Origin of the sequence: Rhodococcus sp. H29-C3 (assembly GCF_030063405.1) — a bacterium.
Taxonomy (GTDB): Bacteria; Actinomycetota; Actinomycetes; order Mycobacteriales; family Mycobacteriaceae; genus Rhodococcoides.
In genome coordinates this window covers 584,187-610,767 of the sequence record NZ_JASITC010000002.1, presented here as the reverse complement: position 1 = coordinate 610,767, position 26,581 = coordinate 584,187, and the positions used below count along the sequence as shown (strand labels likewise).

Below are 26,581 nucleotides of genomic sequence, written 5' to 3'. Positions count from 1 at the left end.
CAGTACTTTTCATCGGACCACGCCCTTACGCTGATTCTCCTGCGTGGCAACAGCATTGGCCCCGAGAAACTTCACCAGAATGAACGCGACTATGAAGATCATGATGAACGAGATGGTCGAGAGCGATGCGGCACTGTTGAATCCCTGCCGTATCTGCTCCACCACCAGAATGGAAATAGTTCGCGTGGCCGGGTTGCCCTCGGTGAGAATGGCAGGCAGGTCGTACATTCTGAGCGCATCCATCGTGCGGAACAGGATCGCCACCATCAGGGCCGGCTTCACCAGCGGCAACGTGATCTTCGTCAGCCGCTGCCACGCCGACGCGCCGTCCACTCGCGCAGCTTCGTAGACGTCGGCGGGAATCATCTGCAACCCGGCAAGAATGAGCAGCGCCATGAACGGTGTCGTCTTCCATACGTCGGCGATGATAACCGCGAAGCGTGCAGGCCAGGCATCACCGGTCCACAGAATGTTGGTGCCGAGAAGTTTGTTGGCGATACCGTCGTAGGCGAAGATGAAGTACCAGAGCTTCGCTGTCACAGCCGTCGGGATAGCCCACGGAATCAGGATCGCGGCGCGCAGCAGTGCGCGTCCGGCGAAAGTCTTACCCATGATGACAGCCATCCCGAAGCCGATGACGACCTCGATGGATACCGTCACCACCGTGAAGAAGGCGGTGTTGCCTACCGCTCCCCAGAACTGGGAGCCGAGAGTGCCGGGCGGGCACGGAACCAGCGTCCCCGACGCGGAAGTGCACTGCTGCAGAATCCAATGCGTGTAGTTGGAGAACCCCGCGCTGCCTCCCTTGACGAACATGCCGGTCGCCGGGTCGAGGCCCGCGTCCTTCTGGAAGGACATGATGACGGCACGTACGACGGGGTACGCGATGACTATGGCCAGGATGACCAGCGTCGGCGCTATCAGTAGCCACGCTCGCCCACTGGAGAGCCCGAACTTTGCCTTCTTCTCGGTGCGTGTATGCCGACCGCGGCCGGGGGATTCTCCCCCGGCCGCGGTCGTGTCTACAGCCCCACTGGTTTGACCAGTAGGTACAGCCATCGTGTGTTCTCCTGTAGTGCTTCGAAAGAACGGTCGGGAACGGACGGGCTAGTTGGAACCGGCGGACTCGATGCCGGCCTGCATGTCCGTGATGGCCTGATCGACCGACTTCTCACCCTTGATTGCTGCAAACGTGTTGTCCTGAACGGCCTTCGAGACGGCCGGGTAGAACGGGCTGACGGGACGAGGAACAGCGTACTCGATCGACAGCTTCAGCGCCGGCAGGTACGGCATCTCGGCGATGAGGGCCGGGTCGTCGTAGAGCGAGCCGAGCACGGGCGGAAGTGCACCCTCGGCGATGATGCGCTGGGCCTGCTCGCCCTGAAGGAATCGCAAGAAGTCGGCGGAAGTTGCCTTGTTCTCGGAGAATTCGCTGATGGCAGCGTTGTAGCCACCGAGCGTCGAGGTTCCGACGCCGGTTGCGCCGGGCAGCGGTGCTACGGCGTACTTGCCTGCAACGGCGGAGCCTTCCTTGGCTGCAGTGCCGTAGACGTAAGGCCAGTTACGCAGGAACAGGGCCTTTCCGTCCTCGAAGGCCTGCTGGCTCTCGGGCTCCTTGAACGTGGTGTCCTGCTCCGGGATGACTCCGGTCTCGAAAGCGGTGACGAGAGCCTGCAGACCCGCCTTTGCTTCCGGGCTGTCGACGGTCGGGGTCTTGCCGTCTTCGCCGACGAACGATCCGCCGTATGCATTGATGATCTCGGACGTGTTGACCGTCAGGCCCTCGTACGATGCGAACTGACCTGCGTAGCAATCGATGTTGTTGGTCTTGGCGACCGCACAGTCGTTGGTCAGCTCGGCCCACGTGGTGGGCGCCTTCGGCAGCAGGTCGCTGCGGTAGAACAGCAGACCGCCATTGGTGTTCTTCGGAGCGGCGTACTGCGTGCCGTTGTAGGTGGCACTCTTGACGGTCGAGGGCAGGATGCCCGCATTGTCGAGCGCGAACTCGCCTTCGAGCGGAACGAGCCATCCCTTGGCTGCGAACTCTGCGGTCCAGATGACATCGAGCGCCATCACGTCGTAGTCGCTCTGCTCTGCCTGAAGATGCTGGACCAGGTCGTCGTGAGCCTGGTCGGCGTCGTTGGACTGCTCCTTGAACGTGACCTGCTCGTCCGGGTGAGTCGAGTTCCACTCGTCGATGATCTGCTTGACGACACCGGTTTCGGTGGTGTCCTTGCCTTCGACGTAGGTGATGGGGCCGCGGCCGTCGGTGTTTTCCGACGCGGAATCGCTGGAACCGCTGTCACTGGAACACGCGGTCAGCGTCAGTAGCGTTGCAGCTGTTGCCAGCACCGCCACCTTCGAGATCAAAGACGCCATTGTTGTCTCTCCACTAACTTCGTACACGTTGGTATGCGTCGGGGACGAGCACAGTGAGTTCGAACACAGTAATGTACCAACTGTGCTGCCCCCGACGCACATGTCGATACGCACTCTGGCACACAACTCACCCGATAGGTGTTATTTCGCCCCACCTGAATCGGTCAACCGAGTTGTCGGTGGGGCGTTGTAGCGTCCTACCGGTGAGTTCGGAGAAGATGTTGACCCGCATCGGCGGACTGCTACGCCAAGCTGAATCCACCGACAATCCGCACGAGGCGGAGGCGTTCATGGAGGCCGCCCAGCGGTTGGCCACAGCGACGTCGATCGACCTTGCGGTGGCGCGGTCGCACAGTGCCTCGCGCGAGAAGCAAGCAGCACCGACGCAACGCGTCATCAGGATCGGCGAGCCGGGCAAGAAGGGGCTCAGAACCTTCGTGAAGCTGTTCCTCGTCATTGCGTGTGCGAACGACGTCAAATGTGACATCTCGCGATCGTCGACTCAGGTGTTCGCATACGGTTTCGACTCCGACATCGACACCTGTGAAGCGCTGTATTCGAGCCTGCTGATCCAGATGGTCCGCGCTTCGGACGCATACATCAAGTCAGGTTCCTACCGGAACGAAACAGCCGTACGCACTGTCACGGAAACCATCGGTCGGAAAAAATACAAACGCCAAGAAGTTGTCGTCGTTGCCGGCGTCACCGCCCGGCTCAACTTTCACACTGCATTCGCCGAGCGCATCGGCAAGCGGCTCGCGAGCGTCAAGAAGGAGGCCGAGGTGAAGGCAATCGAAGCGGAGAAGCTCGGCGCCGGGACGGCACTCGTGCTGCGCAACAAAGAGATCGAGCTGAAGGACTTCTACACCTCGACGTCGAAAGCGCGGGGATCGTGGCGCGGGCAGTCCGCTAATGCCGGATACTCCCGCGGTGCACGTGCCGCAGGAGACAGAGCGGGACGCGCAGCACGCTTGGGCGGCGAGCCCGAGTTGGGGCGCGGTTCGACACAACTCGGCAGGTGATGGAGCATCTCGTCGACGGCAAAGACACCGTGTGGGTCGTTGCGGACGGCGTTCGTGCGATCGGGCCCCACTCGATGGAAGAGCCTGCAAAACTGGATGTTGCCGCTCTCCTACCACCGGAGGATTGACGCCGATGTCCTACGACGAACAGCTCGCGGAACGGATTCGCTCGGCGCTGGCCTCGGTACCGGTCGTGGAAAAGAAGATGTTCGGTGGACTGCAGTTCATGATCGACGGAAAGATCGCCGTCGGCGCCACAGTAGACGGTGATCTACTGGTCAGATGCGACCCGTCGCGCACCGAGGAGCTCATCGCCCGTCCGGGAGCCCAGCGTGCAGACATGCGTGGCCGCAAGATGAGCACCGGGTGGATCACCGTCTCGCCAGAGGAAACCCGGGGCGCCGACTTGCAGTTCTGGGTCGCGGTTGCGTTGGAGAACAGGGCACTGGACCACAGGGCATAAAATCGCATCGGTGAAGAACAGGGACTCACAACGCTCGAAGGTCTACGACGCCGAGGCCATGGTTCGCGTCATGTTCGATCGTGCAGACGAGCGCGGACTACGCACCGTCGAAATGTTCGGATCGACCATCGCCCTGCCGATCGAACGGAAGTTCGCGTCGATCGAGTCGGTGCAGAGCTACATCGACGCGATCTTGATGCTTGACTGGGTTCGTGAAACCTGGCCGCATGCTGGATCGGTCGTGCAGGTCCGTGAACGTTCGGGCACCGGCGCTTCGCACTACGAGCGGGATACCCACACCATTGCGGTGCCTCTACACCGCAACAACGAGGCGTGGGCGCTGCGCGAACTGGTAGTCCTGCACGAACTTGCGCACCACTTGCAATCCGAAGGATCCGATCTTGCCTCCCACGGCGGGGAGTTCGTCGATCGATTCGTCACACTGGTCGGGGAAATCATCGGTCAGGAAGCTGGCTTCCTACTGCGTGCCACCATGGCCGAGAACGGTGTGAAGATCGGTTGAAGCGGGTTCGCTGCGAGGAAGCGCATCATGGAAGTCATGACTATCAAGATCGGCGTTCAACTCCAGCCCCAGCACGCACCCGACTACCAGATCATTCGCGACGCGGTTCTGCGCGCGGAGGACGCCGGCGTCGATATCGTCTTCAACTGGGATCACTTCTATCCGCTGTACGGCGACCTCGACGGTGCCCACTTCGAATGTTGGACGATGCTGGGCGCGTGGGCGGAGCAGACGTCCAACGTGGAGATCGGAGCACTGGTCACCGGCGGTGGTTACCGCAACCCGGATCTCCTCGCCGATATGGCCCGAACGGTCGACCACATGAGTGGCGGCAGGTTGATCCTCGGCATCGGCGGCGGCTGGAACCAGAAGGACTACGACAACTTCGGCTACGACTTCGGCACCGCAGGGTCGCGCCTGAAGTTGTTGAACGAGAACCTCGCTCGAATCAGCAATCGCCTGGCGGTAGGTAATCCCGCCCCTACCCGCGAGATCCCCATTCTCATCGGTGGGGGCGGGGAGAAGAAGACGCTCAAGATGGTCGCCGAGTATGCGCACATCTGGCACAGCTTCGCCGACCTCGACGAGCTGAAGCGCAAGTCCGGGATTCTCGCCGAGCACGGGGTCACCGTCGGGCGCGATACCTCGGTGATCACGAAGTCGGTGCCGTGGCCCGGGGCTGACAAAGCACCGGCGTTTCTCGATGCCGGAGCCACCTTGTTCACCGTCGGAATCGGCGGCCCGGACTACGACATGACGGATCTGCGCGACGCCATCGGATGGCGCAACAGTCAGCAGTGAACACCGGTCGGGAATGGACTGCGCTGAGTGCTGGTTGAGCTTGGCGGCAATCTGATTTCCGGGTGCTCGCGGCTTCGCGATAGCCTCGGACGTCATTTCACTTGTTTTCCGCACCGAGGAGTTCACTCTTGACCAGTCGACGTTTACGCGGCCGCACCCTGGCCGCAGTAGCTGCCACGCTCGCTCTCACGCTCGGCGCCGTCGCATGTTCGAGTGACAACAGCTCGGGCGGAACGGGCGAGGACGCCCTTGCCGGCTCCGACCAGACTTCGCTCGACAAGTACACGACGGACGATGTCACCCCGCTCGATCAGATCGATACCTCGAACATCGGTCTGATCGAGCCGGGCAAGCTGTACGTCGGCACCTTGTCCGACGCTCCGCCGAACATCTTCATCGACCCGTCGGGCAAGTTCACCGGCTTCGACAACGAGCTGCTCCGGGCCGTCGCCGCCAAGCTGAACCTGACCGTCGAGTTCTCGGCCACCGAGTTCTCCAGCTTGCTCGCCGCAGTGAACAACAAGGTCTACGACGCTGGTTCCTCGTCGATCTCCACCACCGATGCGCGTCGCCAGACCGTCGGGTTCACCAACGGATACGACTTCGGCGAGATGGCGCTTGTCGCCAAGAACGACTACGCGATCAAGACCATCGCCGATCTCGACACCGAGCAGCGTATCGGCGTGGTTCAGGGCACCGTCCAGGACGACTACGTCACCAACACCCTCGGTATCGAGCCCGTGCGGTTCCCGGATTACAACACCGCGTACGCGAATGTGAAGTCCGGCCAGATCGACGCGTGGGTCGCGCCGTCGCAGCAGGCTTCCGGTCAGGTCAAGGCCGAGGACGGCGTCGCAATCCTCGAGAAGACGATCAACACCACCAACTTCACGGCGTACGCGGTGAACAAGGACAATCAGCCGTTGATCGACGCTCTCAACTCCGGTCTCGACGCCGTCGTCGCCGACGGGACGTGGAATACCCTCGAGAACGAGTGGTACCCGGAGCGCCAGGTTCCCGCCGACTGGAAGCCGGGCAGCAAGGCTTCCGTCCTGCCTGCAAGCTGATATGAGCACACTGTCGAATCTGTACGACACGTTCTTCGATTGGGATCTCATCTGGGACACCGTTCCCAAGCTGATCACCGTCGGATTGCCGAACACCCTGATTCTCGCTGCTTCGTCAGGGGTGATCGGCACGGTGATCGGGATCGGGTTGGCGGTAGCGGGCATCTCCCGCTCCCGCTGGCTCCGATGGCCGGCGCGGATGTATACAGATATCTTTCGTGGACTCCCTGCGGCGGTCGTCATTCTTCTCATCGGTCTCGGTTTCGGTCCGACGCTGACCCAATTGACCGGCAGCCGTAGCCCTTTCCCGCTGGGCATCGCGGCATTGGCGTTGATGTCGGCCGCGTACTTCGGTGAAATCTTCCGTTCCGGTATTCAAAGTGTCGATGCGGGTCAGATGGAGGCCTCACGCGCATTGGGGTTCAGCTACCGCCGTTCGATGGCCCTGGTGGTCATGCCTCAGGGCATCCGACGCGTCCTGCCTGCCACGGTCAATCAGTTCATCTCGCTGATCAAGGACAGCTCACTGATCTACTTCCTCGGCCTGCTGGCCTCGCAGCGCGAGTTGTTTCGGGTCGGGCAGGACACCGCTGCACAGACCGGTAATCTCTCGCCACTGTTGGCTGCGGGCGTGTTCTATCTGATCCTCACCATCCCGCTGACGCACCTCGTCAACTTCATCGACAAGCGCATGCGCTCCGGTAAGGCCGATACTTCGGGCACGCTCGATCCCTTGGAAGTATCAATCGTGGTGGAGAGGTAAGTAATGGCTGTTTCATTGACCGGCACCGACATTCATCTCGCTTTCGGTACCAACAAGGTGCTCCGAGGCGTGAATATTCACGTCGATGCGGGGCGAACCACCACGGTGATCGGGCCTTCGGGATCAGGCAAGTCGACGTTGCTCCGTGTGCTCAACCGCCTACACGAACCCGACCAGGGTGACATCCTGCTCGACGGCAAATCCGTGTTGAAGGACAATCCGGACGAATTGCGTCAGCGCATCGGCATGGTGTTCCAACAGTTCAACCTGTTCCCGCACAAAACAGTCGCGGACAATATCGCGCTCGGCCTACGCAAGCTCAAAGGGCAGTCGAAGGATGAGGCGCGCGCTGGAGCGATGGAGCAACTCGAGCTCGTCGGTCTGTCGAACAAGGCAGATTCACGCCCGGGTAACCTCTCCGGTGGTCAACAGCAACGCGTCGCCATCGCTCGGGCACTCGCCATGAAACCCGAGGTGATGTTCTTCGACGAGGCCACATCGGCGCTGGACCCTGAGCTGGTCAAGGGTGTGCTCGCACTGATGGCCGACCTCGCCTCCGGCGGTATGACGATGGTCGTCGTCACGCACGAAATGGGTTTTGCGCGTTCGGTGTCGAACAAGGTGCTGTTCATGGATCACGGTAGTGGCATCGAAACCGGTACCCCGGAACAACTTTTCGACGACCCGCATACCGATCGCCTGAAGCAGTTCCTCTCGCAGGTCCTGTAGGCAACTGCGCGGCACTTCGATATCGCCTGCCGTTCACCTCGGCGTTTCCCCGCTTTCGTTTCGACCTGTCACCGTTCGCGGCATGAAGCTTCTTCCGATCCTTTCGGTCCACGACGGCAGCTCCGCGCGTTCCTCCTTGACGTGCAAGTACAAGTGCGGTGACGCCTGCTTCCACGAGATCCCTAACACCTCGAAGGGCCAGTACTTCGGCGACATCGTCAAGACTGCGATGACGCGCCGCGGCGTCCTCCGCGGAGGAGCGATGGCGGTCGTGGCGGTCGGGGCCGGAAGCATGCTTGCCGCGTGCAGCACGGACGAGGCAAGCCCGACAGCTTCGAGCGGCGAGATGAGCACACCACCGGTCGACGGCGTCGACTTCATCGCCGTGGAGCCCAACACCGAAGATGCCGTCGTGGTTCCTCAGGGCTACGAGCAGGGCGTCATCATTCGGTGGGGTGATCCAGTCCTTGCGGGTGCCCCCGCGTTCGATTTCGACAATCAGACCGCCGCCGCGCAGAACATGCAGTTCGGGTACAACAACGATTTTGCCGGGCTGTTGCCGATCGAGGGCACGCCGAATGCCTACCTTCTCGTGGTCAATCACGAGTACACCACCGAGCCGTTCCTGTTCAAGGGATACGACGCGGAGAATCCGACGCGTGCGCAGTTCGATATCGCCCTTGCCGCACATGGGCTTTCCGTAGTCCAGGTGACGGGTCGGTCCGGTTCCGGCGCACTGACACCGGAGCTCGGCAAGTACAACCGTCGTATCACCGGCACGACGGAGTTTCTGCTGACCGGCCCCGCAGCGGGTAGTGACTTTCTCAGGACGAGTGTTGATCCGACAGGCACCAAGGTCTTCGGAACGTTCAACAACTGTTCCGGTGGCCTCACCCCGTGGGGCACCGTGCTGTCCGGTGAAGAGAACATCAACCAATACTTCGGTAATGCCGAATCCGTCACCGATCCTGTTGCCGCGCAGCGACTCGCCCGCTACGGGATAGAGGGCGCGGCCAGTGATCGCAAGTGGGAGCGTTTCGACAAGCGGTTCGATCTGGCCCAGGAACCCAACGAGGTCAACCGGTTCGGCTATGTCGTCGAGGTCGACCCGTGGGATCCGACCGGGGTTCCGATCAAGCACACGGCACTGGGTCGGTTCAAGCACGAGGCCGCAACCATCTACGTCACCGCTGACGGCACCGTCGTCGCGTACAGCGGTGACGACGAGCGGTTCGACTACATGTACAAGTTCGTCTCCAGCCGAAAGATGATGCCCGGCAACGGTCAAGCAGCGATGCGTCACAATCTGACGATTCTCGATGCGGGCACGTTGTACGTCGCCGTACTCACCGGTGACGCCCCCGACGCGATCGACGGCACCGGGACGCTTCCGGAGGCCGGTAAGTTCGCCGGAAAAGGTGAGTGGATTCCGCTCCTTCGTACCGGCGACGACGGCCGTGGCGAATCGCTGGTCGACGGCATGTCCGCCGAAGAGGTGGCGGTGTTCACCCGTCAGGCCGGAGACAAGGTCGGCGCGACGAAGATGGACCGACCAGAGGATTTCGAGCCGAACCCGGTGACCGGGAAGGTCTATGTAGCCCTGACCAACAACACCAAGCGTGGCACCGATGGGAAAGCCGCCGCCGACGAGGCCAACCCACGAGAGAAGAACAAGAACGGCCAGATCCTCGAGATCGACGACGACCATGCAGGCACCACGTTCGTGTGGAACCTTCTCATCGTCGCCGGCGATCCGAACGAGGCCGACACCTATTTCGGCGGCTTCGACAAAACTCAGGTCAGTCCCATCTCGTGCCCGGACAACCTGGCTTTCGACTCCAAGGGCAACCTGTGGATCTCCACGGACGGCAACGCTTTGGAGTCGAACGACGGCTTGTTCGCGGTGGTTCTCGACGGCGAACGGCGCGGAGAGACGCGTCAGTTCCTGACCGTCCCTGCCGGGGGCGAGACGTGCGGTCCGATCATCTCCGACGAGCGCGTCGTCGTCGCAGTCCAGCATCCGGGTGAGTTCGACGAGGCATCTGCCGACAACCCGATGTCGCACTGGCCCGATGGCGGTGATTCTCAGCCGCGTCCCGCCATGGTTGCGGTCTGGAAAACCTAGTCGCCGGTGCCCCTGAGGCCCGCATAGCTGCTGGATGGCGGCTGTGTGGGCCTTCGTCGCTAGTAGTCGTCATTCAAACCGTCGACGCCCCCTGTGACTTCTCTCGAGGGGGAGCGGCGTGTTCCCGTTTCCGGTTGACCCTCGGTAACGCTTGTGTAAACCTCGGTAGGACAGACCGGCAGTTGGGTTTCACATCACGAATGCAAACAGCGTATCGGGCAACGTTCAGTTTGCGATGACCCGGCGCCTCACTCCGGTACCGATGCTCCCGACTGAGAGAGCACATTGTGGATTCGGTTGAATCACTGGAAGTACGTTCGGACGAGAGCGACCGTGCATCCGCCGCTGACGCCGCACCCTTCCCGCTCACCGCGGCGCAGAAGGGATTGTGGTTCGCGCAGCACTTGATGCCCGAAGTCCCCATCACCATTGCGAATTATCTCGACATCCGCGGAACCGTCGATATCGAGCTGATGCTGTACGCGGTTCGGCGCACCGTTCGCGAGCTCGGGGCGGGATCGCTTCGCCTGGTCGAAATCGATGGGGAGCCACACCAATACGTCGACGCCGCTCGAGGCGAGGACACGGTCCGGATCGACTTCAGCAATGCCGTCGATCCTGAGCAGTCCGCACTGGACTGGATGCAGGCTGCGTACTGCGAACCGATCGATCTCGTCGGTGGCCCACTCACCAGCCTCGCGATCATCCGTATCTCCCCGGACCGCATCTTCTGGTATTCCCGCAGCCACCACATCGCACTCGATGGCTACGGGGCGGTCCGGTTGATCAATCGTGCTGCCGAGATCTACTCCGCCGTCGTCGCGGGCCAGGATCCTTCGCCGTCGAAGGCAGGGGCCCTCGTGGACATCTACGGGGCGGAAGCGGCGTACCGGGCTTCACCCCGGTTCGGCAAGGATCGCCAGTACTGGATGAACAAGACTCGCGATATGCCGGCGCCGGCCAGCCCAGCCGGGATGGCCGCTCCACCGTCGTCGCGGTCGCGGATCTGCGGGGAACCGCTGTCGGAGATGCTCGAGATGGCGCTGGCACGTACCGCGGACCGGCTCGATTCCGCTTTCGCGCCGATAGCCGTCGCCGCGGTCGCGGCATTCCTGTCCGCGCTCACCGGGGCCGAGGACATCGTGTTGAGTCTGCCGGTTGCGGGCCGCACCACTGCGTTGCTCCGCCGCTCGGGCGGCATGGTCTCCAACGTGCTGCCGATCCGTGTCCGCATCGGCTCGGACACCACCATTGCCGGCCTGGTCGCTGACGTTCAACTCGAGCTGACGGGCGCACTGCGTCACCAGCGATACCGCGCTGAAGACATCCGGCGCGACGCCGATATGCCGCGCGAGCAACGCGGGTTCTTCGGACCCGCGATCAACATCATGGCGTACGACGACACAGTGCAACTGGGTCCTGTGACCGGGTTGTTCAACGTGCTGTCCACCGGACCGGTCGAGGATCTGTCGGTCAACCTCTACCCCGGCGTCGGGGGCGGCAGATCTCGAATCGACTTCGAGGCGAACCCGAATGTCTACAGCGAAGGGGATTTCCACGATCTTCGCCGTCGATTCCTCGGGCTCCTGGCGCAGTTCCTCGGCAGCGAACCGTCGGCGCCGGTCCTGGGGCTCGACATCCTCGACGTCGAAGAAGTACGAGCGCTCGTGCCTGCGCGCGGACCCGCCGCCGCCGAGACTGCCTCGATGCCGGAGATCCTCGCCGCGGGTACGGCCCGCAATCGCGGCGGTATCGCGCTGATCGCCGGGACGTACACGCTCACGTACCGCGAACTGGACCTCTCCAGCAACGCTCTCGCGCGCGCTCTGATCGCTAGAGGCGCAGGCCCGGACACCGTCGTCGCGGTGGCGTTCCCACGGTCGATCGACTCGGTTCTCGCATTCTGGGCGGTCGCCAAGTCCGGGGCATCGTTTGTCCCTATCGATCCCACGTATCCGCGAGAACGCATCGCGCACATGGTCGGTGAGTCCGGGGTGTTGATCGGCCTCAGTACCGGTTCACTGGCCGCGGCACTCCCCGAGAGCGTCCACTGGTTGTCCCTCGACGAGAAGGCACTGACCGAAGAACTCGCCGAACGAAGCTCGGCTCCGATCACCGACGCCGACCGCCGGTGCACTCTCGCTCTCGACCACGCCGCGTACACGATCTACACCTCGGGCTCGACGGGGACACCGAAGGGCGTCCTGGTCACCCATCGCGGACTGAGTGCATTCACCGCGGCGGAGCGGCCCGAGCTCGGGCTGACTACCGCCTCCAGAGTTCTGCGCTTCTCCTCCTCCAGCTTCGACGCGTCGATCTTCGAAATGATCGCTGCGTTCAGTGCCGGTGCCACCATGGTCATCGCGCCTCCCGAGGTGTACGGCGGGCGTGAGCTGACGCAAGTGATGTCCGAGCACGCCGTCACCCATGTCATCACCGCTCCCGCCCTCCTGTCGACCGTTGGCGTCGAAGAGGTCACCTCGCTCGAGTCCGTCGTCGTCGGTGGCGATGTCTGCCCACCAGATCTGATCGAGCGCTTGGCGGGCGTCGCCGATCTTCGAAACAGCTACGGCCCCACCGAGTCCACCATCGTCGTCACGATGACCGAGCCGCAGCACGACCCACACTCGATCACCATCGGCCGTCCGCTCCAAGGCGCATCGGCAGTCGTACTCGACCGCTGGTTACGACCAGTTCCGTCCGGAGCGACGGGTGAGTTGTACGTCGGCGGGCCTGGCCTGGCGCGCGGTTACCACCGCCGCTTCGATCTGACGGCGGCGCGATTCGTTGCCGATCCGTTCGGGTCCGGAACCCGGCTGTACCGGACCGGTGACGTAGTGCGGTGGCGGGGTGCCGACGTCGCTCGGGCCGAACTCGAGTTCGTGGGCCGCAGCGACTTCCAGGTCCAATTGCACGGGCTGCGCATCGAGTTGGGTGAAGTGGATGCCGTGCTGGCGTGGCATGCCTCGACCGACTTCGTCGTCTCGACCATCTTCCGTCACGGCGGTCGGTCCCAACTCGTCTCCTATGTCAAGATCAAGCCGGATCACACTTTCGATCGCGAGTCCCTGATTGCTCTGGCGTCGAATTTCCTTCCGACACAGATGATTCCGGTACACCTGATCGAGATCGAGGCGGTGCCCCTGACGGCCACGGGCAAGGTGGACCGCTCGGCACTGCCCGATCCCATCGACACCAGGACCACTACTGCCTTCCGCGCGGCAACCGGCCTCGTCGAACTGGCCATCGCCGAATCGATGGCTGCCGTCCTCGGTCTCGACTCCGTCGGCATCGACGATTCGTTCTTCGCCCTCGGTGGCGACAGCATCATCGCCATTCAACTCGTTTCTCGGGCGAAGGAATCCGGCGTCATCTTCACCCCGCGCGATGTTTTCGAGCGTCGTACCGTCGCCGCCCTCGCCGAGGTTGCGGCTGATAGGGCCGATCGAGTCGAGCTCGCGGAGCTCGACGGCGGTGGCGTCGGCCCGATGCCGCTGCTTCCGATCGCGCGCAGCGTGTGCGCCCGCGCCGACGAACCAGCGGACCTCGACAGCTTCTACCAGGCACTCGTCCTGACCTCGCCGCCCGACCTCGACCCGACACGGCTCCGTCGTACCGTCGCGGCCGTCCTCGATCATCACGACATGCTGCGGGCACGCTGGGTGGGGGAGAACCTGGTCGTCGCCGAGCCAGGAACCACGTCCCCGGATTCGGTGATCTCGCACGAAACAGTCGGTTCCGAAACCGAATTCGGTCCAGCGATAGAGGGCGCCGCCCGACGCGCGGGCCGGCGACTCCGTCCACGAGACGGCATCATGCTCCAACTGGTCTCTGTCGTGGGCGATGGTTGGGCGCGGCTCGTCATCGTCGCCCACCACCTGGTGATCGACGGCGTGTCCTGGCGCATTCTCGTGCCGGACCTGGCGTCGGCCTGGTCACAGAGCAGCGATGCGATCACGCTCGCGCCCTCGGGGACTTCGATGCGGCGATGGACGCACGGTCTCGCCGAACTCGACTTCACGAAAGAACGCGACGGATGGATATCGATCCTCGACGGTGAAAGCACCCCGATCGGGTCCCGACCACTCGATTCGAAGCGCGACACCGGGGCAAGCACGCGTACAGTCCAACTCGACGTCGACGCCGACGTCACCGCCGCCGTGTTGGGTCCGCTCACCACCGCGTACCGGATGGGCCCCGAGGATGCTCTCCTGACGGCATTGGCGCTGGCTCTTCACCGTTGGCGCGGCACGTCGCAGTTGGTGTCGATCGAGAGTCACGGCCGCGACGAAGAACTACTTCCCGGCGCCGATCTGACACGAACAGTCGGGTGGTTCACCACCGTGCACGCCGTCCGGCTCTCGGTGCCCGACGCTTCCGATCCTGCTGCGACGGTGAAGGCGGTCAAGGAACAGCTTCGTTCGACACCCGCCCGCGGCACCGGATACGGGTCGCTGCGCGCAGCCGGGGCTCTGGACGGACTTCCCACCCCACAGATCAGCTTCAACTACCTCGGACGGGTAGCGGACACTTCGGACGCCCTCCTCGGCGTCGGGTGGATTCCGGATATGACGGCCGAGGTTCATGGCGGAAGCGGCGAGGATCTTGCAACCGACGTGGTGATCGACATCAACGTCGTGCTTGCGGGGAAACGACTGTCGACTCGAATCGGCTATCCCGACGGGGTGCTGACCGACGCCGAGGTACGCGAGTTCGCATCGCTGTGGGCCGTTGCGATCGGTGAACTCTCCGCGCACGCCAACGACCCGTCGGCCGGCGGTCTGACTCCCGCCGACGCGGCTCTGGTTCAGGTCGATCAGCATCGAATCGATCTGTGGGAGGACCGTTTCGGCGGGATCGAAGACGTGTGGCCACTGGCACCGTTGCAACGCGGGCTGATGTTCCATGCCGATCTGACCCGTGACAGCGTGGACGTCTACGCCGCCCAGATCGTGTTCGAGCTCGACGGCGATATCGACAGCCCGCGGTTGCGTCGCGCAGCGCAGCGCCTACTCGATCGCCACGACAACCTTCGCGCTGCGTTCGTTCACGACGCACGCGGTTTGCCGGTGCAGGTGATCCTCACTGACGTCGACGTGCCGTGGCGTGAGGAGACCGTCACCGATCCGGAGCGGATCATCGCCGAGGAACGACTGCGAAGATTCGACATGGCAGCGGCCCCACTGGTCCGGTTCGCGTTGCTGCACAGCGCCGGCCGCACACAACTGGTCGTCACCAACCACCACATCCTGTTCGACGGCTGGTCGATGCCGATCTTCATCAAGGATCTGCTGGTCCTGTACGGCACCGACGCCCCGATCCCGACCCCCGCCAGGGCGTACCGCGACTATCTCGAATGGCTCTCCCAACGCGACCACGATGCTGCCCGCGAGCGTTGGGTCACCGCGCTGGAGGGGCTCGACGAACCGACTCTCCTCGCGCCCGCAACCAACTCCGCGGACGGCACGTCGCTGTTGCCGCGCGAGGTGTCCGTTCGCGTCCACCGCGACGCCATCGCGGCGCTGGCGAAGGATGCAGCGGTGACGGTCAATACCGTCGTCCAGGTTGCGTGGTCGATCGTGTTGTCTTCCTTGCTCACTCGCAGTGATGTCGTGTTCGACGCGACGGTCTCGGGCAGGCCTGCCGAGGTGCCCGGCGCGACGGACACTCTCGGACTGTTCATCAACACCCTGCCCGTGCGGGTGCGATCGAGCGCCACCGATTCTGTTCGGACGGTGATGGCTCGGCTGCAGAGCGAGCAGGTCGAACTGCTCGACGTCCATCACGTCGGACTTGCCGATATTCAGGGTGCGGCAGGCCCCGGGGCGATGTTCGATACGTTGACGGTCTTCGAGTCCTACCCGATCGATCGCAGTGCCTTGCGGTCCGATACCGATATCGACGGGATGCGAGTGCTCGACGTCGCGGTCGAGGATGCAACGCACTATCCGTTGACGCTCGTCACGGTGTTGGAACCGGATCTGACCATGATGTTGAGGTTCTCACCCGACGCGTTCTCGCCCGGGCAGGTCACGACGATAACCGAGCGTTTGCAGCGTGTACTGACGGCGATGACCGACCGTCCCGATGGCGCCCTCATCGATATCGATGTGTTGGGGGAGCTCGAACGCGAAGCGCTGACCCTGGACTGGAATGCCAACGACCGCGAGATCGAACCAACGACGCTCACGGAACTTCTGAGCGCGGCATCCCGCACGTACGCGTCCGAGACCTGCGTGGTGTTCGAAGAGCATTCGTTGACCTACGGCAGTTTCGCCGCACGGGTTCACTGCCTTGCGCGTTTCCTTTTCTCCCGCGGTGTCGGTCCGGAGTCGGTCGTCGCCGTCGCGCTGCCGCGATCCATCGATCAACTCGTCGCCATCCACGCCGTCGTGCACGCAGGTGCTGCGTACTTACCACTGGACCCGACCCTTCCCGGCACACGAATCGCCTACATGATCGATACCTGTTCTCCCACTGTGATATTGGGTTCCCACTTCGAAGCGACTGCACCGGTCATCGACCCGCGCACCCTCGACCTGTCACGGTTCGGTACCGGGCCCATCGCACCGTGGGAACGAAAGGCTGCCCCCCACGGGGAGAACACGGCGTACGTCATCTTCACCTCGGGGTCCACCGGGATGCCGAAAGGTGTGGCGGTGTCGCATGCCTCGATCGTCAACCGTCTGCTCTGGATGCAGGACACCTATCCGTTGGACGAGTCCGACGTCGTACTGCACAAGACGCCGACGACATTCGACGTCTCGGTGTGGGAACTGTTCTGGCCCCATCTCACCGGCGCCCGAACCGTCATCGCCGAGCCCGAAGGCCATCGCGATCCCAAGTATCTCTCGGGCCTGGTCCAGGAGCAGGGGATCACCACCGCGCACTTCGTTCCGTCGATGTTGGATCTGTTCCTCGAGTACGGTGACAGCGCAGCGTGCACGTCGTTGCGGCACGTCTTCGCGAGCGGTGAAGCACTGCAGCGGTCGACGGTTCGACGGTTCCACGCCGCGCTGGATACCTCGCTGCACAATCTCTACGGACCTACCGAGGCCGCTGTCGACGTCACGTTCCACGAGACCGAGCCCGGCGCCGACTCGCTGGTTCCGATCGGCGTCCCGGTGTGGAACACCCAGCTGCGAGTTCTCGATCCGGTTCTACGTCTCGTCCCCATCGGCGCAGTCGGCGAGTTGTACCTCGCCGGTGCACAACTCGCACGCGGTTATCTCCGGCGGGCCGCGCTGACCTCGGAACGATTCGTGCCCGACCCGTTCGGTAGCGGCACTCGGCTCTACCGAACCGGAGATCTCGTTCGGTGGACCCTTGACGGCGAGCTGGAATATTTGGGCCGCAACGACTTTCAGGTAAAGCTCCGTGGCCAGCGTCTCGAACTCGGTGACATCGAGGCATCCATCCTGCGCACACCCGGCGTCGGGTCCACCGTCGTCACCGTGCACGGATCGGGCGCCGCCCACGTGAGTCATTCCGCAGGCTCCACTCCCGCCGAGACACTCGTCGCCTATGTATCCGGAACGGCGTCGATCGAGGAGATCCGCAGCCGCGCCGAAGCCGAACTTCCGGCCTACATGGTTCCGACCGTCTACGTGCCGCTGACGCGCATGCCCCTCGGCCGCAACGGCAAACTCGATCGGTCCGCGTTGCCGGAGCCGGTCGGCGAGTCGGCCGAGGTGATCTCCCCGGCCGACGACACCGAAGCAGCCGTGGCCGCGATCTTCGCCGATGTACTCGGTCGATCCGACGTCGGAGTGACTATCGGCTGGTTCGAACTCGGCGGGAATTCGCTGACGGCCACCCAGGTCGTCGCGCGGGTCAATTCCGAGCTCGGCAGCAACATCGGTGTGCGAGCCCTCTTCGATCACCCCACCGTTCGGTCACTGTCGGCGCAACTCGCACACGGGCACTGCGGTCCCGCCCTCGGCACCACAGTGCGCCCCGAGTCGATTCCGCTCGCACCCAACCAGCACCGCATGTGGTTGCTCAACCGCTTCGACCCGGCTTCGGGGGCGTACAACATCGCGGGCGCCATTCGCCTGACCGGAGACCTCGACACCGATGCGCTTAGGCAGGCAGTGTTCGACGTCGTCGAGCGGCACGAATCGCTGCGGACCGTCTATCCCGATTCCCCGGACGGCCCACGCCAGGTCGTGCTGGAATCCGCCACACTGGAGGTGCCGACGACCGACACCACCGAGCGCAATCTCGCCGGAGCGCTGGCGAGCATGGCCGGACGCGGATTCGACGTCACCGCGCAACCACCGATCCGGGCAGCCATGCTCCGGCTCGGCCCCAACGAACACGTACTGATGGTGATCACCCACCACATCGCCGCGGACGGCTGGTCGATGCGTCCACTGGCCCGGGATATCATGGCGGCCTACACCTCTCGGGCTCACGGAACCGCACCGACGTGGACTCCGCTACCGATCCAGTACGCCGACTACGCGCTGTGGAAGATCGAGGTACTGGGATCGGAGTCCGATCCGGACTCGATGATCTCCCAGCAGCTCGCCTTCTGGAAGCACGAACTCCGCGGCGTACCCGAACGACTGCCGCTGCCGACGGACCGTCCACACCCCGCCGCCGCGTCGCACCGCGGCGCTACCGCCGAATTCACCGTCACCGACGACACCCGCCGAGCCGTAACCGCACTCGCGCAACGCACCGGGACGACGCCGTTCATGGTTCTGCATGCCGCTCTGACCGTGCTGTTGGCGAGAGTGTCCGGAGAACGCGACATCACCGTCGGCACGCCCGTCGCAGGTCGCGGCGAAGAGGCGCTCGACGAGATGGTCGGCATGTTCGTGAGCACCCTCACCCTGCGAACCGAGATCGATCTCGCGGCGAGCTTCACCGAACTGCTGCACCGGGTTCGCGACCGCGACCTCGCCGCCTACAGCAATGCCGACGTCCCCTTCGATCGACTTGTCGAGGTACTGGCGCCCACCCGGTCGACCGCACATCACCCTCTTTTCCAGGTCATGTTGTCCGTGGACGATGCGGCGCCGACGGTGGAATTGCCTGGGCTCGTCGTCGCTCCGGTCACCGGTGTCGCGGCCGTCGCGAAGTTCGATCTGCAACTCGAAATCGATCCCGCCGATTTGCACGGAACATTCACCTACGCAACAGATCTGTTCGACGCCTCGACGGTCGTCTCCTTCGCCCGGCACTTCGTCAACATTCTTGCCATTGCCACCGCCGATCCCAACGCAGTGATCGGCGACATCGACCTGGCCGATCCCACAGTGCTGCAGGGCAGCCCCGCGCTGCGCCGACGTACGTTGCCGCAGCTGCTGGCATCGGCTGTGGTCAACTCGACCGGCGCCGCGGCACTCGAGGACGGCGATATCGTCTGGACCTACCCGGAACTCGACGATGCATCCACTCGCATCGCTCGACAACTGATCGCACGCGGAGCCGGTCCGGAATCTTCGGTCGCAATCATGATGGGACGCAGTGCGAGCGCCGTTCTGATGCTGTGGGCGGTAGCCAAGACGGGCGCCGCGTTCGTCCCGATCGATCCGCGCTATCCGGCAGGCAGAATCGAACACATGCTGGCCGATTCCGGTGCGAAACTGGGTATCGGTCAGCCCGGTGACAGCTCGCCCGGAGTCGGATCCGTGCACTGGATTCGCCCCAGCGAGCTGGACCCGTCGGTTGGATCGGCGGCCCCGATCACCGACGCCGACCGAATACACACGCTGCGCCCGGAGCACTGCGCGTACATCATCTACACCTCCGGTTCGACGGGGACACCGAAAGGCGTGGCGGTCACGCACAACGGCCTTGCCAACTTCAGCGCCGAGTTGTGTGAACGATTGCGGCTGGACAACGTCAGTCGCACATTCCACTTCGCGTCGGCAAGTTTCGACGCCTCGATACTGGAAATGCTGCTCCCTCTCGGCACCGGTTGCACGATGGTCATCGCCGAACCCGACATCTACGGCGGCGCCGAACTGACTCGGGCCCTGCGCGGAGTCACCCATGCCTTCGTGACTCCCGCCGCCCTCGCCACGGTGGACCCCGACGCCTTACCCGAGCTGAATACCGTCGTCGTCGGCGGAGAAGCCAGTGGGACCGAGCTGGTTCGGACCTGGGCAGGCCGGGTCGCGATGTTCAACGCGTACGGCCCCACCGAGGCCACCATCGCCCCGACCATCGACGGGCCACTGGACCCTGAGCTACGGTTCGGAATCGGCGGACCGATACGCGGAGTCAGCGCGTACGTTCTCGATTCTCGACTCCATCCGGTACCCAGCGGGGTGATCGGCGAGCTCTACGTCGGCGGGGACTCCCTCGCTCGTGGCTACCACGGCAAGGTCAGTACGACAGCGGCCAGCTTCGTGGCCGATCCGTTCTCGCGACGCGGAACCCGCCTCTATCGCACCGGCGACCGAGTCCGCAGTCTCGGTAATTCGTTCGAGTTCCTCGGACGCGCCGACGCGCAGGTCAAGGTCCGCGGTTTCCGCATCGAACTGGGCGAGATCGACGCAGTCCTCACCCGACATCCCGACGTCGACAACGCTGTCTCCGATATCGATTCCGATGCCGTCGTCAGCTATGTCGTTCCGGCAGTGGGTCGTTCACCGGTTCCGGCCGACCTCGTCGACCATGCCCGTCGGACTCTGCCGTCGCACATGGTTCCGCGATCGGTGACGATCATCGAATCGGTCCCGGTAACAGCGGCAGGCAAGCTCGATCGGTCGGCGCTACCCGCACCGGTGAAGGTAGAGCGAGAATTCCTCGCACCGAGAACCGACAGCGAGATACTCGTCGCCGAGGTGTTCGCCACCGTCTTCGATCTGGACCGTGTGGGGTCCGACGAGGACTTCTTCGACCTCGGCGGCAATTCCCTCGTCGCCACGCGTGTGGTCGGGCGCATCAACGAACGTGCCGGAACCTCGCTGCCCGTGCGGTCTCTGTTCGATTCCCCCACCGTCGCAGGCATTGCCGTCGCTCTCGATGCCGCTGAGCGTTCGCAGCTTCCCGTGCTGACGGCTGGTCCGCGACCGCAGCGCATTCCACTGTCCGCGGCGCAGAGCAGGATGTGGCTGCTCAACCGAGCCGATCCCGACTCCGCCGCATACAACATTGCGTTGGCCGTCAAGTTGACCGGGACGCTCGATGCGGCTGCGCTCGCGCTTGCCGTGCGGGACGTGCTCGATCGGCACGAATCCCTGCGTACGACGTACTCCGGCGGCCACGAACCCGAGCAGGTGATCCTCGATGCCGACGAGGTCGGGTTGGACCTGACGCCGGTCGACCTCGACGAATGTGCCGTGCTGGCCGAGACCGCCAAGATTCTGGGGCGGGGCTTCGATGTCACGGCTGGGGTTCCCTTGCGCGGATCGCTTCTGCGCACACGAGCCGGTGAGTACGTACTCCTGCTCGTGGTGCATCACATTGCGGCCGACGGGGTCTCGATGAGGCCACTGACTCGCGACATCCTCATCGCCTACACAGCGCGACTACACGGAGCGCCTGCGCCCTGGGTTCCGCTGCCCGCGCAGTACGCCGACTACACCCTGTGGCAGCACCGCGTCCTGGGGTCCACCGAGGATCCGGATTCGGTTGCCTCCCGCCAACTCGAATATTGGCGAACCACCTTGGACGGTCTGCCGGACCTGCTCGAACTCCCATCCGACCGCCGCAGACCCGCCGTCGCATCGCAGCGCGGCGACCAGGTCACCTTCGAGCTGGACGATCGCATGTTCACCGCCGCACGCTCCCTCGCCCATCGTCACGGTGCCTCGACCTTCATGGTCATGAACGCCGCATACGCGATACTGCTCGCACGGTTGTCGGGTACCAGCGACATCGCCGTCGGGACGACGGTGTCCGGCCGCGGGGCCGGTGTGCTCGACGACGTCGTCGGCATGTTCGTCGGGACTCTCGTGCTGCGCACCGAGATCCGGCCTTCGGCGAGCTTCGCAGAGCTGCTCGGCGAGGTGCGAGAGCGCAATCTCGATGCATTCGCGAACGCCGACATTCCGTTCGAAAAGGTCGTCGAAGCATTACGGCCCACCAGGTCGACTTCGCACTCGCCGCTGTTCCAAGCACTTCTCGCGTACGAGCACGAGCGCCCGAACACCATCGATCTACCGGGTCTGACCGTCTCGGAGTTCCCCTACGAACCGGGGGTCACACGTTTCGATCTAGCGCTGACTCTGACCGAAACCGACCACGGACTTCGTGGCGTTCTGCGCTACAGCACCGACCTGTTCGACGCCGACACCGTCGCCGGATTCGCCGGAAGATTCGAGATGATCCTCGACGCCGCGGTTGCCGAGCCGTCGCGTCCCGTCGGCGACATCGACATCCTCGACGCCGCCGAACGCAGTGCACTGGCACCGGTACACGGCGCTGATGCACCGAAGCCGTGTACGTTCTTGGAGCTGATCGCTTCGGCGGTATCGCAGAATCCCGACGGCGTGGCCGTGCGCTGGCGCGGCCGTGATTACACCTATGCCGACGCCGATGTCGTATCGACACAGCTCGCCCGGGTGCTTCTCGGCTACGGCATCGGCCCGGAAACGGTTGTAGCGCTGGGGCTTCCTCGTTCGGTGGAGTCCGTCCTCGCGGTATGGGCGGTGGCCAAGACCGGCGCCGCGTACGTTCCGGTCGATCCCGCATACCCGGCCGACCGCCTCGAACACATGGTCACCGATTCCGGTGCGGTCATGGGAATAACTCTTGCCGAGCACGTATCGGCACTGCCGACCGGGATCACCTGGCTCGAGCTCGACTCGGAAGAGCATGTCGCCGAACAGGAAAGCGCACCGAAGACTCCGATAGGATCCACCGAATCGAACGGTTACGTCGATCTCGATACGGCTGCGTACATGATCTACACCTCGGGATCCACCGGTATGCCCAAGGGAGTGGTGGTGAGCCATCGCGGTCTCGCCAATCTCGCGGCATCGCGGCGCGAGCTGCACCGAGTGCAGTCCTTCTCGCGCTTCTTGCACAACACATCACCGAGCTTCGACATGGCCGTCGGCGAGATGGTGTCGGCGCTGTCCGCCGCAGCCACGCTCGTCATCTCACCGCCGGAGATCCTCGGCGGCGACGAACTGACGGCCTTCCTACGAGCAGAGCGCGTCACGCACGCCTTGATGACGCCCTCGGCATTGTCGACCCTCGATCCCGAGAACCTGACCGACCTCGAAGTCGTCTGTGTCGGCGGTGAAGCCTGCAGCCCGGAACTGGTGACTCGGTGGGCACCCGGGCGGCTCATGCTCAACGGCTATGGCCCCACGGAGGCTACGGACATCTCGACGCTCGGCCCAGTCGAGAACGGGTCACCGATCGATATCGGCACGCCGATCACCGGGTTCGAAGCCGTCGTTCTCGACACCCGCCTGCACCCCGTACCGGTCGGCGTTCCCGGTGAGCTCTACGTCGCCGGACCCGCACTCGCACGCGGTTATCACGGCCGGCCGGGTCTGAGCAGCGAACGGTTTGTCGCAAGTCCATTCGGACACGGCCGGATGTATCGAACCGGCGACATCGTTCGGTGGACGGCAACCGGCACACTCCGCTACAGCTGTCGGCTCGATCACCAGGTGAAAGTGCGCGGCTTCCGCGTCGAACTCGGCGAAATCGATGCAGCGCTGTCGACACATCCCGGCGTCGACTTCGCCGTCACGCTCGGCCGTCCAGGTCCATCGGGAGATACCGCGCTCGTCTCGTACGTTCTCGTCACCCACGACGGGCTCGCCGGTCACGATGTTCTCCGCAACCATGTTCGGGCACTACTGCCCGGCTACATGATTCCCGCAGCCGTCATGGTTCTCACCACGATCCCGAGGACTCCCACCGGAAAACTCGATGTCGACGCGTTGCCGGAACCGGACTTCTCCGGGCTTCGCAGCGCATACCGGCCCCCGACAACAGCCACGGAAGATACCGTCGTTCGATCGTTCTCGGAGGTTCTGAAAGTGGACAAGGTGTCGGTCACCGACAACTTTTTCGAACTGGGAGGGACCTCGCTGAGCGCGATGCGGATGCTCACCGTCCTGCGCGAGTCGACGGGTACCACGCTTTCACTCCAGGCACTCTTGGCCGATCCGGTTCCCGAATCTCTTGCATCACTCCTGGATTCGGGCGCCGACGTCGGTAGCTCCTTCGACGTGGTGTTCCCGATTCGCGAAGGAGGGCCCAAGGCAGTGCTGTTCTGCATTCACCCGATCATCGGATTGTCCTGGTGTTACGCAGGTTTGGACAAGTACACGGCCGGGCCCATCTACGGTATTCAGACACCCGGGCTCACCGACCTTCCCGGTTCACTCGACGATCTGGCTCAGCGGTACATCGGGGAGATCGAACGGATCGCACCCGACGGCCCGTACCACCTGCTCGGCTGGTCACTCGGCGGAACGATCGCGCACGCGATTGCCGTCGCGCTGCGGGCTGCCGGCAAGGAAGTGGATTCGCTCATCATGTTGGACGCTCACGCCGTTGGGCCCGAAAATGTTTGGGACACCGACATGGCTGCATCGGATCTGATGCACGCAGTAGGTGTTGCCCTACCCGGTATCGACGATCAGCGGATATCGCTGGAATCGCTGTCGGATCTCGTCTCGGGCTCCGGTGTACTCAGCCGTGACGAGGTCGAACGACTCCTCGGTTCCGCACGCCACAATCACGACATCTCCACCCGACACCAACCCGGCGTGTACGACGGCGAAGTACTGTACGTCGCGGCCGGCCACGAAGAACGGCAAGGACTCGCAACATGGCACCCCTACATTCGAGGCGAAATCACCACAGTGTCCATACCGAACACACACTGGCAGATGACATCCGAGACTGCACTGAAATCCATCGGATCGCTGATCGATCACTACATCCGACGCGAGGTGCAGCGATGAAGACTGTGCGAAGGCTGATCCTGGCGATCACGGCGGTACTTCTCCTCGCTCCGACGACCGTGGCGGTCGCCGAACCCGCCACTGCGGCAGTGGGAACGCTCGACCGGATCGAGCAGGTGGACGACACCCGCTGGAACGTCCACGTCTACTCGCCGTCCATGGACCGCGTCATCCAACTCCAAGTTCTCCGGCCCGCAGACACGTCGGTACCGCGTCCGACGCTGTACATGCTCAACGGCGCAGGCGGCGGCGAAGACGGCGCGAACTGGCTGAAGCAGACCGACATGGCCGCCTTCTTCGCCGACAAGAACGTCAACGTCGTCATTCCCGTCGGCGGGTACCTGAGCTACTACACCGACTGGGAACGCGACGACCCCGCACTCGGACGCAACAAGTGGCAGACCTTCCTCACCCAGGAACTACCGCCCGTCCTCGACGCCGCACTGAACGCCAACGGCGTCAACGCCATCGGTGGGCTGTCCATGTCTGCCGGTTCGGTCCTCGACCTGGCGATCCAGGCACCAGGCCTCTACCGCGGAGTGGCGTCGTACAGCGGTTGTGCGCAGACTTCGGATCCGTTGGGACGCAACTTTATTCGCTTACTGGTAGAAGGTCGCGGCAAGGGCGATGTCGAGAACATGTGGGGGCCGGACAGCGACCCACGCTGGGTCGAGCACGATCCCTACGTCAACGCCGAGAAGCTACGCGGACTGGAATTGTTCGTCTCCAATTCCACCGGACTGCCCGGACGGTTCGACATGCCAGGAGTCGTCCGACCCGCCGGAGCGCCTCCGCTGCCCGACCAGGTCGTCATCGGTGGTCTCATCGAAGCAGTGACCAACGGCTGCTCCGAGCGACTCGAGCAACGACTCGACGAACTGGGTATCCCCGCACACTTCGATCTCGGTTCCCCCGGCACACATTCGTGGATGTACTGGCAGGACGCATTGCGTGCATCGTGGCCGACGTTGGAGCGTGCGCTGACCGGCTAGCGGAGGTAGGTGCTCGGCGTTACCCCGATCAGCTCGGTGAACTCACGAGTGAAATGCGCCTGGTCGAACCAGCCGTACCGAGCTGCCAGATCGGCCAACGAACCGGTGAACCCGCCGTCGAGGTCACTGACGGCGTCATGGATGCGGTACCGCCCGAGGACCCACTTCGGGGTCACCCCGACGTAGCGTTCGAACAATCGCTGCAGCCGCCGAGCGCCGATACCGCACCGCTGCTCGACGCCACCCACACGCACCAGCGATCGGTCGTGGAGCATCACCGACACGATGTCCAGAACCTCCAGGTAGTCGGAGTCGGCCGGCTGTTCGTAGGGCGCCAAGACCGTGTCGACGGCGATTCGGCAATAGTCCGGATCGTGGTGCGGCCCCAACTCGGCGAGTGCGGCGACCGTGCCTTTCCGAAATGCGGTCGGTGGGGCGACCGGCACGTCGCGCAGCGTTCGAGCGTGGGTGTCGGTCAGGCTCGCGTATCCACCGGGCCGAAATTTGATGCCGAAGACCCAGCCCCGTTCTGCGAGTGTGACATCGAAGCGTTTGGTGAGTACTCCGGTCACGACCACGGGATCGATGACACCGGCGCGTAAATGACCGTGCTCGATACTCAACGTGCAGGCCGGGTGTGGCAGCGTCGAGGTGCTGTAGGTCCTGCCGGACGGCAACTCCCACCGCAGGAGCCAATAGTTCTCGACCCACGGGTCCAGTGACGGCGCGCAGGGCAAACGCGTGAGATCGACGTGCTGCGCCAACTCTTCGGGTCGCAGCACGCCCGCATGTGTTGCTGTCGCGTTTTTCCTATCCACCACAC

General features: G+C 63.7%; 12 protein-coding genes and 1 pseudogene. 10 read left to right on the top strand and 3 right to left on the bottom strand.

Annotation, left to right across the window (positions count from 1 at the left end):
• Positions 1–9: 9 nt before the first annotated feature.
• Together QMK32_RS06845 and QMK32_RS06840 are read right to left on the bottom strand one after the other, a co-directional pair.
• Positions 10–1,059: a carbohydrate ABC transporter permease gene (locus QMK32_RS06845; RefSeq protein WP_283473861.1), complete on the bottom strand. Its 1,050-nt coding sequence runs from the start codon at positions 1,057–1,059 to the stop codon at positions 10–12.
• Positions 1,060–1,107: 48 nt separating this feature from the next.
• Entirely contained in the window at positions 1,108–2,379 is a 1,272-nt protein-coding gene (locus QMK32_RS06840) for an ABC transporter substrate-binding protein (RefSeq protein ID WP_283473860.1), read from the bottom strand.
• Between the two features lie 203 nt (positions 2,380–2,582).
• Between QMK32_RS06840 and QMK32_RS06835 the strand changes: the two genes are divergently transcribed.
• From QMK32_RS06835 to QMK32_RS06790, 10 genes and pseudogenes are all read left to right on the top strand, one after another.
• Positions 2,583–3,401 carry a DUF2786 domain-containing protein gene (locus tag QMK32_RS06835; protein WP_283473858.1) on the top strand — a complete coding sequence of 273 codons (819 nt, stop codon included), beginning with the start codon at positions 2,583–2,585 and terminating at the stop codon, positions 3,399–3,401.
• Positions 3,398–3,529 carry a hypothetical protein gene (locus QMK32_RS06830; protein ID WP_283473857.1) on the top strand — a complete coding sequence of 44 codons (132 nt, stop codon included), beginning with the start codon at positions 3,398–3,400 and terminating at the stop codon, positions 3,527–3,529. Before QMK32_RS06835 ends, QMK32_RS06830 begins: the two co-directional genes overlap by 4 nt.
• 5 nt (positions 3,530–3,534) lie before the next feature.
• Positions 3,535–3,864: a TfoX/Sxy family protein gene (locus tag QMK32_RS06825; protein ID WP_283473856.1), complete on the top strand. Its 330-nt coding sequence runs from the start codon at positions 3,535–3,537 to the stop codon at positions 3,862–3,864.
• Positions 3,865–3,874: 10 nt separating this feature from the next.
• A complete protein-coding gene (locus QMK32_RS06820) occupies positions 3,875–4,387 on the top strand; it encodes a TIGR04338 family metallohydrolase (protein ID WP_283473855.1) in 513 nt (170 codons plus the stop codon).
• A 36-nt stretch (positions 4,388–4,423) separates the two neighbouring features.
• Entirely contained in the window at positions 4,424–5,188 is a 765-nt protein-coding gene (locus QMK32_RS06815; RefSeq protein ID WP_283473854.1) for an LLM class F420-dependent oxidoreductase, read from the top strand.
• Between the two features lie 128 nt (positions 5,189–5,316).
• Positions 5,317–7,018: pseudogene (locus tag QMK32_RS06810) on the top strand (ABC transporter substrate-binding protein/permease).
• Between the two features lie 3 nt (positions 7,019–7,021).
• Positions 7,022–7,747, top strand: a complete 726-nt coding sequence (locus QMK32_RS06805) for an amino acid ABC transporter ATP-binding protein (protein ID WP_283473852.1) — start codon at positions 7,022–7,024, stop codon at positions 7,745–7,747.
• 82 nt (positions 7,748–7,829) lie between these two features.
• Positions 7,830–9,872 (top strand): PhoX family protein, encoded by a 2,043-nt coding sequence (locus QMK32_RS06800; RefSeq protein ID WP_283473849.1) that lies wholly within the window; start codon positions 7,830–7,832, stop codon positions 9,870–9,872.
• 287 nt (positions 9,873–10,159) lie between these two features.
• Positions 10,160–24,766 carry a non-ribosomal peptide synthetase gene (locus QMK32_RS06795; protein ID WP_283473847.1) on the top strand — a complete coding sequence of 4,869 codons (14,607 nt, stop codon included), beginning with the start codon at positions 10,160–10,162 and terminating at the stop codon, positions 24,764–24,766.
• On the top strand, positions 24,763–25,758 hold the full coding sequence (locus QMK32_RS06790) for an alpha/beta hydrolase (protein WP_283473846.1): 996 nt from the start codon (positions 24,763–24,765) through the stop codon (positions 25,756–25,758). The genes QMK32_RS06795 and QMK32_RS06790 overlap by 4 nt, the downstream gene beginning before the upstream one ends.
• On the opposite strand, the gene QMK32_RS06785 is transcribed toward QMK32_RS06790, so the two are convergent.
• The gene (locus QMK32_RS06785) at positions 25,755–26,579 is read right to left on the bottom strand and encodes an AraC family transcriptional regulator (protein ID WP_283473844.1); all 825 of its coding nucleotides are present in this window, start codon (positions 26,577–26,579) and stop codon (positions 25,755–25,757) included. The genes QMK32_RS06790 and QMK32_RS06785 overlap by 4 nt on opposite strands.
• Positions 26,580–26,581: the final 2 nt, after the last annotated feature.

What these genes read in the sequence shown, in the direction of transcription:
- QMK32_RS06805 (WP_283473852.1), top strand. Translation starts at nt 7,022, where the DNA reads ATGGCTGTTTCATTGACCGGCACCGACATTCATCTCGCTTTCGGTACC.
- QMK32_RS06840 (WP_283473860.1), bottom strand. Translation starts at nt 2,379, where the DNA reads ATGGCGTCTTTGATCTCGAAGGTGGCGGTGCTGGCAACAGCTGCAACG.
- QMK32_RS06825 (WP_283473856.1), top strand. Translation starts at nt 3,535, where the DNA reads ATGTCCTACGACGAACAGCTCGCGGAACGGATTCGCTCGGCGCTGGCC.
- QMK32_RS06815 (WP_283473854.1), top strand. Translation starts at nt 4,424, where the DNA reads ATGACTATCAAGATCGGCGTTCAACTCCAGCCCCAGCACGCACCCGAC.
- QMK32_RS06790 (WP_283473846.1), top strand. Translation starts at nt 24,763, where the DNA reads ATGAAGACTGTGCGAAGGCTGATCCTGGCGATCACGGCGGTACTTCTC.
- QMK32_RS06845 (WP_283473861.1), bottom strand. Translation starts at nt 1,059, where the DNA reads ATGGCTGTACCTACTGGTCAAACCAGTGGGGCTGTAGACACGACCGCG.
- QMK32_RS06800 (WP_283473849.1), top strand. Translation starts at nt 7,830, where the DNA reads ATGAAGCTTCTTCCGATCCTTTCGGTCCACGACGGCAGCTCCGCGCGT.